Raw genomic sequence first — 8,393 nt, 5'->3', positions numbered from 1 at the left:
CTTGCTGTTTTTTGCTTTTATTATTCGCCTGCAACGAATGGAAGTAAAGCCATTTGGCGTGAACGTTTAATAGCAATCGTTAATTTACGTTGGTATTTAGCGTTTGTACCAGTTACACGACGTGGTAAAATTTTACCGCGTTCAGAAATGAATTTTTTAAGAAGATCTACATCTTTATAGTCGATGTGAGTGATTCCGTTTGCAGTGAAATAGCAAACTTTACGACGTTTCGCACGTCCACCTCTGCGTCCTCCAGCCATGTTCATTTCACTCCTTTCATGTATATTTTCATCAAGCCTTATACGGTGTTAGAACGGAAGATCGTCATCGGAAATGTCGATTTGACCGTCATTTGCAAATGGATCTTGATCCACACGAGTATAGCCTTGATTACGGTTGTTGTTGTTATTATTGTTATTATTATCATATTGTCGTTGATTCTGATTATTGTTATTACCGCCATATGAGAAATCTTCCCTTGGGGCACCATAATTATTGGAACCACCAGATGAAGCGTTTTTCGGCTCAAGGAATTGTACGCTTTCTGCCTGAACTTCAGTTACATAGACGCGCTTCCCATCTTGTCCTTCATAATTGCGTGTTTGAATACGGCCATCTACACCAGCAAGACTTCCTTTTTTCAGAAAGTTAGCGACGTTTTCAGCCGGTTTTCTCCAAACAACACAGTTAATAAAGTCAGCTTCTCTATCCCCTTGCTGATTCGTAAATGCACGATTCACCGCAAGTGTAAAGGAAGCAACCGCTACTCCATTCGGTGTATAACGCAATTCAGGATCTTTTGTTAAACGTCCAACAAGGACAACACGATTCATCATCAGAATCAACTCCTTTCGATAATATGCTGCTTATCTATATTATTTCTCGTCTTTAACAACGATGTAACGGATGATGTCTTCGCTGATTTTAGCAAGACGAGTAAATTCGTCAACTGCTTTCGCTTCAGCATTTACGTGTACTAGTTGGTAGTAACCGTCACGGAAATCATTGATTTCGTATGCAAGACGACGCTTACCCCATTCTTTTGATTCGATCATTTCCGCACCATTATCAGTTAAGATTGAGTCGAAACGCTCGATTAAAGCTTTCTTAGCCTCATCTTCAATATTTGGACGGATGATGTACATAACTTCGTACTTTTTCATCACTTTCACCTCCTTTTGGTCTAAACGGCCCGATTGAGGGCAAGGAGCAATTATTCATTACTCACAAGGTAAAAGTATACCATAAACCTATCTTTTATGCAATGAAAGGAAAGGTTGATTATTTTAAGACGGCAAATGGCGATTAAAATGCTGCCGCAAGCCTTCTCCTAAAAGATTGAAGGTAAATGCAGAAATAACGATGGCAAGCATCGGATAGAAGGGAATCCAAATAGCTTGGATAAAATCCCGCCTTGCTTCTTTAATAAGCGTGGCCCAATCATTGCTCGTATTAAAAATAGTAAAAGAAAAATACCCTGTTTGTACAAAAATTTGAGAAATGAACACATTCAAAATAGCCAGCTGGCCGATAAGCATCACCACACGAGCAATATCACTAAAAAAATTCACGATGATCTCTGGACCCAAATTCGGAAGATAATACCCTGAGATCATTCGAATTGGCCTAACACCAATTGTAACACCTGCTTCAATGAATGGTTTTTGTGAAAGGTCATATGCCTGTTTTTGAATAATGAATGCCACCCTTCCTACCTCAATTAATGCAATGACCCAGATGGCAATAAACATGCGTTGGTCATGAAACAATAGCGGTGGAAGACATAGAATTAAAGCTGCCGTAATGACTACTGGAAAACTTGAAAATAATTGATTCCACCAGCGAACAAACCAAGGGAAAAACCCTGTATTTTTTAAACCGAACAGCCCTAATGGAATCGCAATCGCGTATCGAATGATGACAATTGAGAACACAATAAAAAATGTATCCTTAGCACCTACAATGATCAGGCTTAACATATCACGGCCTTCTCTGTCACTTCCCAACAGATATCCTTGCTCTGATGGGGCGAACGGGGCAACTAAAACCCCGCCATCGGCTGGAAACAGCAATCTTTCACCCGTCAATTCCTTATCAACAAACGGTAAATATGGTCCAATAAAGGTGATGACAGCAAGAATTGATGCCAAGAAAATGCCTAACCATAAATAATAATTTTTCTTCATCCCTTCACCTCGCCTATAATATCCGCAAACTGCGTTTAAGAAGATATCCTGTGAACTGTGCGAGTATGACAAGGGACATAAATACTAACCCAATTCCGATAATCACACCAGATTCAAACAAACTGAAGCTAACAGCTTCTGCTGAATACTTGTACCCGAGGGCGGTAAATAAACGATAAGACAACCCTTGGTACCCAAGAAGGTATTCTACTATTAGCAAACTGGTCACTAAATGTACCATTATTGATGTTGTATGGGACAAAATCGACTTTAATGCATTTGCAAATATATGCTTATAAATCACTCTTTTCTGAGAAAACCCCTTCGATTGAGCGACTTTAATATAGTATTGTCCATCTTCATTAGAAAGCGCATTTGAAGTAATTCTTGCTGTATACATCATTGGATAAATAGAAACTAAAATGGCTGGAAGGAGAAAACTATAGGATGTGTTTTGGCTTAACAATTTAAGTGAGGGAAATAATAATGTGACTCCCCATTGAATGCAAACAACAATAAAAAAATCAGGTATAGATTGAAACAACCATGTGAGTCCGTTACCAAGTATGCTTCTCTTGTTGTATCGATGCACATAATCATAAACGCCTTTTAATATGCCAAGAATCATACTTAATAAAAAGGCTGGAATAATAATCTGCAAGCTCCTCGGCACATATCTCACCAATTCGTCTTCTACAGTTACCCTTTCATATTGAGTAGCGCCAAGACTATGATGATTCCATATCCCGCTAATAAAGCGAGTGATATTTTCACCATAAGCCGTCCATGAAAATTGATAGTGAATTTCAAGTCCTTTTGTCTCCAATGGAGCAACTGTGAAATCTCTAGGGATGAGCACAATCAATATTAAGGCGCAGATAATAACTATATATAATATTACTTGCTTCAACAACGCTTTAATACTATTCATAACCCCCCATATTTTATCAATATATATCAAATAATAACAAAATGTTTAATAATTTTCTATATTTTTAGAATATTTACGTCAAAAAATAAGGTGTAAAGCCTGACACTTACTGGCTTTACACCTTATTCTAATTATACGTTAAAACGGAAATGCATAACGTCTCCGTCCTGAACGATATATTCTTTACCTTCTAGTCGTACTTTTCCTGCCTCTTTTGCTGCGTTCATATTTGTTGCAGCGACTAAATCATCATAAGACACCGTTTCGGCACGAATAAAGCCTTTTTCAAAGTCACTGTGGATGACACCCGCACATTGCGGCGCTTTCATCCCTTTACGGAATGTCCAGGCACGAACTTCCTGTACACCGGCAGTGAAGTAAGTCGCTAATCCAAGCAAGCTGTAAGAAGCTTTAATTAATTGGTCAAGACCTGATTCTTCAATGCCAAGCTCTTCAAGGAACATCGCTTTTTCTTCACCATCAAGTTCTGCGATTTCCGATTCAATCTTAGCGCAAATCACAATCACTTCAGCGTTATCTTTTTTTGCAAAATCTTTAACAAGCTGAACATATTCATTTGTAGATGGGTCTGCAATATCATCTTCTCCCACATTCGCCACATAAAGCATTGGCTTAATTGTTAAAAGATGAAGACCTTTAACAAGCTTCATTTGCTCATCAGTAAATTCAACTGTACGGGCAGGCTGATCAGATTCAAAAGCTGCTTTAAGCTTTTCCAAGATTTCAAGCTCGAATACTGAATCTTTATCTTTCTGCTTCGCTAATTTACTTACGCGAGCAATACGTTTATCAACAGATTCTAAATCTGCAAGGATTAGCTCCAGGTTGATGGTTTCAATATCATCAATCGGATCAACTTTCCCTGCAACATGAGTGATATTATCGTCAGCAAAGCAGCGGACAACTTGACAAATCGCGTCAACTTCACGAATATGAGAAAGGAATTTATTCCCTAATCCTTCACCTTTACTAGCTCCTTTAACAATACCTGCAATATCAGTAAACTCAAAAGCTGTAGGAACAGTTTTCTTAGGTTGAACAAGCTCGGTTAATTTTTCCAGACGCTCATCCGGCACTTCAACAATACCAACATTCGGATCTATTGTACAAAACGGATAGTTAGCCGATTCCGCTCCTGCCTGTGTAATCGCATTAAACAATGTTGATTTACCTACGTTCGGCAAACCTACAATACCAGCTGTTAAAGCCATCCAAGTCACTCCTCTAGTGTATTATCTATAATAAAAAAATCATATTATCCTAATAAACAAGCCTCTCACAATTATAGAGAGTTGTTGAGAAAAGCGCAAGGGCATCGACCAGTGTGAAGCCTGCGATGCCACACATCCTGTGAAAAAAGATCCAAAGCCAATTAAAAAAGAGGCTCGCATGCTTAAGCCTCTTTCTGTTTTGAAGTTTACACCCGTTATCGCAGCGATAAGCTCAGGTTTTCCGTGCTTGTCTACTCCAGGATTTTCTTCATTTTTCTTGCGAATTCTCTGCGGGGAATCATCACGCTATGTCCGCAGCCCTCACATTTTATGCGAATGTCCGCTCCCATGCGGATAATCTTCCAGCGGTTGGCTCCGCACGGATGAGGCTTTTTCATTTCAACAATATTATTTAAATCAAATTGTTTTTGTTCCATTTGCTTTTCACTCCATTCCAACTATTGTTCACTCATTCGTTTATAAATGGAAGTATTTATACTCTTATACTAACCTTATTCTTTTCATATTGTAACTTCCTTTGAAATACATGGTCAAAAAATTTTTCAGTTTATATTTTTAATGTAATAGATACGTATAGATTAGCCGGAAATTCCGTATACTGATACTACTTAAAAAACATGAACATTCGGTCTTTTCTGGTCATGTAGCGCATGACGATACAAGCGCCTATACGAGGAGTGAAGTGAAATGAATATCAATCCTAATATTTTTGATAAAAAAAGCAGAGCGACTTCAAGAATTGCCCATGATGAAGTAAGTGCATCGAATAAGCTGGCGATTGAAGTGAAGCAAATGCTTCCTGCAGATATAAGGAATCGCCCGACTGTTCTTGTCTGTATCGGAACAGACCGTTCTACCGGAGATTCACTTGGCCCCCTCGTTGGCACGCTGCTAAAAGAGAAATCTTTATCTAAGCTTTATGTATACGGCACACTTGAAGATCCAATCCATGCGGTAAATTTAGCGGAGAAGCTGGATAGCATTAAAAAGCTGCACAACAACCCATTTATTATTGGAGTTGATGCGTGTTTAGGACGTGTAAAAAGTGTGGGTGTGATCCAAATTGCCAAGGGTCCAGTAAAACCAGGCGCAGGTGTGAATAAAGACTTGCCAGAAGTAGGCGATATGCATATCGCTGGTATTGTCAATGTAAGTGGATTCATGGAATTTATGGTTCTTCAAAACACAAGATTAAGCCTTGTAATGAAAATGGCCAAAACCATTGCTAACGGCATTCATGAAGTGACATTAATGAATCATGCCAATTGGGCCGCAATTGATTGGAGTAAAGAACAAACGCTATAAATGGTGCATTTAATATGCCATTTATAGCGTTCTTTTTTAGATAAAATATAATAACGTAACAATAATAGCTGTCATTATTATACCTGGCAGCAAATTGGCGACTCGTATTTTGGCAAGACCCATTAAATTAATGCCAATAGCGAAAATCATCACACCGCCTGTTGCCGTCATTTCTGTAATAAAGCTATCCATTAATGCTTGAGGGACAATGCGATCAATCTGAGTAGCAAATAACGCTATTAAGCCTTGATAAAGAATAACCGGCACCGCGGAGAAAATAACCCCAATCCCTAAGGTTGTTGTTAAAATTAATGCCGTAAAGCCATCAATAATGGATTTAGTATATAGAACGGAATGATCCCCCCTAATTCCGCTATCCAATGCACCGATGACGCCCATCGCACCAATTACAAAAATGAGAGTAGCTGTTACAAACCCTTGTGATATACTGCCTTGTCCATTTGAACCTATCTTTGATTCCAGCCATATTCCAACAGCATTCAATTTATCTTCCAAGCGAAAAAACTCGCCTAAAACAGCGCCAAATACTAAACTTAAAATCACAATTAAAAAGTTGTCGCTCTTTAATCCCATTTGCAGGCCTAATACCATAACCGCTAACCCAATGGAATGCATAACGGTCGTTTTCATATTTTCAGGAATACGATTTAATACTTTTCCAATCAGTGTACCAACGATAATGCAGACACCGTTCACTAATGTACCTATTAAAAACATTTGGATATCACCCTACTTATATACTTTCGATTTCATCTATTCTTTTTTATTTTCTGACAAAAATCTTTTCTAAAAAAAATAACCATCCTAAAAAGATGGTCAAGAATAGTCTCTAGTCTAATCTAGAAGGTCGATAATCCTTTCTAAATCTTCTTCTGAGAAGAATTCGATTTCTATTTTCCCTTTCTTTTTCCCTTGTTTAATATGAACGGTTGTACCAAATCTTTCTCTTAATGATGACTCACGCTCTTTAATAAACACATTTTTATTTTCTTTTGGCTTTTTCGTTTCACGTGGAACTTCCTTATTAAGCTGTTGAATCAACTGTTCAAGCTGCCGGACATTTAATGATTCCTTCAGCGTTTTTTCGACAACTGATTTAAGCAGATTTTTCTTCCTTAATCCAAGTAGAGCACGGCCATGCCCCATCGATATTTTACCATCTGTAATTAGTTCCTGAATATTTGCCGGCAGAGCAAGTAAGCGGATATGATTAGCAATATGCGGTCTGCTTTTTCCAAGTCGTTTCGCTAATTCCTCTTGAGTAATCTTTAATTTTTCTATCAGCAGCTGATAAGCAGCACCTTCTTCGATTGGTGTTAAGTCCTCACGCTGCAAGTTTTCCAAGATTGCTAATTCCATCATCTGCTGTTCAGTTAGATTCCGAACGACGACTGGAATTTTCTCTAAATTTGCCTCTTTAGCTGCACGATATCTTCTCTCGCCAACAACAATTTCATAGCCTTTTATGCTTTTTCTTACAATGATAGGCTGCAGTATACCGTGTTCTAAAATAGACTGCTTTAGCTCATCGATGCCCTCTTGACGAAAGATTTTTCTTGGTTGATAAGGATTAGGACGAATCTCCCTCAGCTTTATCTCTTTTATATTTTCTTCGCTTTCATTTTCTATGTTAGTAAAGAAGGCATTCAAGCCCTTACCTAATCCTTTAGCCATTTTTTAACACTTCCTTTGCCAAATCTAAATAGACTTCAGCTCCCCGCGACCTTGGATCATAGCTTATTATCGGTTCGCCATGGCTTGGTGCCTCACTTAGGCGGACATTTCTAGGAATAATTGTTTGATAAACCTTATCTTGAAAGTATTTCTTCACCTCATCAATGACTTGGATACCTAGATTCGTTCTTGCATCCAGCATTGTTAGTAGCACACCTTCAATTTTCAAATCCTGATTGAGATGTTTTTGTACAAGACGAACCGTATTTAACAATTGGCTCAAACCTTCAAGTGCATAATATTCGCATTGGACGGGGATCATCACTGCATCGGATGCTGTTAAGGAATTAAGCGTTAATAACCCTAGGGAAGGAGGACAGTCAATAATAATATAATCATAATCGTCCTTTACTTCTTCAAGCGCCCTCTTTAGCCGTACCTCTCTAGATATCGTTGGAACTAGTTCTATTTCTGCTCCTGCCAATTGAATGGTTGCCGGAATCGCATATAGATTCTCAACAGAGGTTGGTTTAATTGCTTTTGAAGCTTCCACATCATCAACCAACACATCGTAGATACAATACTCTACATCTGCTTTTTCTATTCCCACACCGCTTGTAGCATTTCCTTGTGGATCAATATCTACCAATAATACTCTTTTACCTATAGATGCTAGGCAAGCACCTAGATTTACCGATGTTGTTGTCTTGCCTACTCCACCCTTTTGATTTGCAATTGCAATTGTTCTGTTCAAACGAACTCACCTGCCTTTATTTACATGTTTCTCTATGCTAGTATGTAGTTTTAATCTATTTTTTCATAACCCTTTTAAAGATATGCTCTTTGTCTTTTAATCTATGAAAAGACAATCATGTAGTCTATTTTATCACGAATTAGTAGTTAGCATAATTAATTTGCGAAAAATAAGAAAATGTTCCATTTTAAAATGAATAAGATCATGCCGCTTCCGTCGCATACAGAAAAAAAGCTGGCCAACAGTGTTCTTGCCCCTGTCAAGTAGAC

11 protein-coding genes are annotated in these 8,393 nt (G+C 38.2%); 1 reads left to right on the top strand and 10 read right to left on the bottom strand.

Translation table 11 applies throughout. The features are described 5' to 3' along the window. Positions 1 to 20 precede the first annotated feature (20 nt). From rpsR to CWS20_RS17455, 7 genes are all read right to left on the bottom strand, one after another. Positions 21 to 260 carry a 30S ribosomal protein S18 gene (gene rpsR, locus CWS20_RS17485; RefSeq protein WP_066188608.1) on the bottom strand — a complete coding sequence of 80 codons (240 nt, stop codon included), beginning with the start codon at positions 258 to 260 and terminating at the stop codon, positions 21 to 23. Between the two features lie 48 nt (positions 261 to 308). Further along, the gene (gene ssb / locus CWS20_RS17480; protein WP_066188605.1) at positions 309 to 836 is read right to left on the bottom strand and encodes a single-stranded DNA-binding protein; all 528 of its coding nucleotides are present in this window, start codon (positions 834 to 836) and stop codon (positions 309 to 311) included. Positions 837 to 875: 39 nt separating this feature from the next. Next, on the bottom strand, positions 876 to 1,163 hold the full coding sequence (rpsF, locus tag CWS20_RS17475; protein WP_066188603.1) for a 30S ribosomal protein S6: 288 nt from the start codon (positions 1,161 to 1,163) through the stop codon (positions 876 to 878). Positions 1,164 to 1,286: 123 nt separating this feature from the next. Continuing rightward, positions 1,287 to 2,186: an ABC transporter permease gene (locus tag CWS20_RS17470; protein ID WP_066188600.1), complete on the bottom strand. Its 900-nt coding sequence runs from the start codon at positions 2,184 to 2,186 to the stop codon at positions 1,287 to 1,289. Positions 2,187 to 2,199: 13 nt separating this feature from the next. Beyond that, positions 2,200 to 3,117: an ABC transporter permease subunit gene (locus CWS20_RS17465; protein WP_066188597.1), complete on the bottom strand. Its 918-nt coding sequence runs from the start codon at positions 3,115 to 3,117 to the stop codon at positions 2,200 to 2,202. Between the two features lie 131 nt (positions 3,118 to 3,248). Continuing rightward, on the bottom strand, positions 3,249 to 4,349 hold the full coding sequence (gene ychF, locus CWS20_RS17460; RefSeq protein WP_066188594.1) for a redox-regulated ATPase YchF: 1,101 nt from the start codon (positions 4,347 to 4,349) through the stop codon (positions 3,249 to 3,251). Positions 4,350 to 4,600: 251 nt separating this feature from the next. After that, positions 4,601 to 4,786, bottom strand: a complete 186-nt coding sequence (locus tag CWS20_RS17455) for a DUF951 domain-containing protein (RefSeq protein ID WP_066188591.1) — start codon at positions 4,784 to 4,786, stop codon at positions 4,601 to 4,603. Between the two features lie 271 nt (positions 4,787 to 5,057). Here CWS20_RS17455 and yyaC point away from each other — a divergent pair, with 271 nt between their 5' ends. After that, positions 5,058 to 5,675 carry a spore protease YyaC gene (gene yyaC / locus CWS20_RS17450; protein WP_066188588.1) on the top strand — a complete coding sequence of 206 codons (618 nt, stop codon included), beginning with the start codon at positions 5,058 to 5,060 and terminating at the stop codon, positions 5,673 to 5,675. A gap of 36 nt (positions 5,676 to 5,711) precedes the next feature. Here the strand turns inward: yyaC and CWS20_RS17445 are convergent, their stop codons facing one another. From CWS20_RS17445 to CWS20_RS17435, 3 genes are all read right to left on the bottom strand, one after another. Beyond that, positions 5,712 to 6,413 carry a DUF554 domain-containing protein gene (locus CWS20_RS17445; RefSeq protein ID WP_066188585.1) on the bottom strand — a complete coding sequence of 234 codons (702 nt, stop codon included), beginning with the start codon at positions 6,411 to 6,413 and terminating at the stop codon, positions 5,712 to 5,714. A 117-nt stretch (positions 6,414 to 6,530) separates the two neighbouring features. After that, entirely contained in the window at positions 6,531 to 7,370 is an 840-nt protein-coding gene (locus CWS20_RS17440; RefSeq protein ID WP_066188582.1) for a ParB/RepB/Spo0J family partition protein, read from the bottom strand. Continuing rightward, positions 7,363 to 8,124: a ParA family protein gene (locus CWS20_RS17435; RefSeq protein ID WP_066188579.1), complete on the bottom strand. Its 762-nt coding sequence runs from the start codon at positions 8,122 to 8,124 to the stop codon at positions 7,363 to 7,365. The genes CWS20_RS17440 and CWS20_RS17435 overlap by 8 nt, the downstream gene beginning before the upstream one ends. Between the last annotated feature and the right edge of the window lie 269 nt (positions 8,125 to 8,393).

The sequence above is a fragment of the Cytobacillus horneckiae genome (assembly GCF_002835735.1).
In the GTDB taxonomy this organism is placed as follows: domain Bacteria; phylum Bacillota; class Bacilli; order Bacillales; family Cytobacillaceae; genus Cytobacillus; species Cytobacillus horneckiae.
Note: the sequence above shows the minus strand (reverse complement) of the source record. Positions and strands in the feature narration are given on the sequence as shown.

Coding starts and splice junctions, on each gene's coding strand:
- ssb (WP_066188605.1), bottom strand. CDS start 836: ATGATGAATCGTGTTGTCCTTGTTGGACGTTTAACAAAAGATCCTGAA.
- ychF (WP_066188594.1), bottom strand. CDS start 4,349: ATGGCTTTAACAGCTGGTATTGTAGGTTTGCCGAACGTAGGTAAATCA.
- CWS20_RS17465 (WP_066188597.1), bottom strand. CDS start 3,117: ATGAATAGTATTAAAGCGTTGTTGAAGCAAGTAATATTATATATAGTT.
- CWS20_RS17445 (WP_066188585.1), bottom strand. CDS start 6,413: ATGTTTTTAATAGGTACATTAGTGAACGGTGTCTGCATTATCGTTGGT.
- CWS20_RS17440 (WP_066188582.1), bottom strand. CDS start 7,370: ATGGCTAAAGGATTAGGTAAGGGCTTGAATGCCTTCTTTACTAACATA.
- CWS20_RS17455 (WP_066188591.1), bottom strand. CDS start 4,786: ATGGAACAAAAACAATTTGATTTAAATAATATTGTTGAAATGAAAAAG.
- rpsR (WP_066188608.1), bottom strand. CDS start 260: ATGGCTGGAGGACGCAGAGGTGGACGTGCGAAACGTCGTAAAGTTTGC.
- rpsF (WP_066188603.1), bottom strand. CDS start 1,163: ATGAAAAAGTACGAAGTTATGTACATCATCCGTCCAAATATTGAAGAT.
- yyaC (WP_066188588.1), top strand. CDS start 5,058: ATGAATATCAATCCTAATATTTTTGATAAAAAAAGCAGAGCGACTTCA.
- CWS20_RS17470 (WP_066188600.1), bottom strand. CDS start 2,186: ATGAAGAAAAATTATTATTTATGGTTAGGCATTTTCTTGGCATCAATT.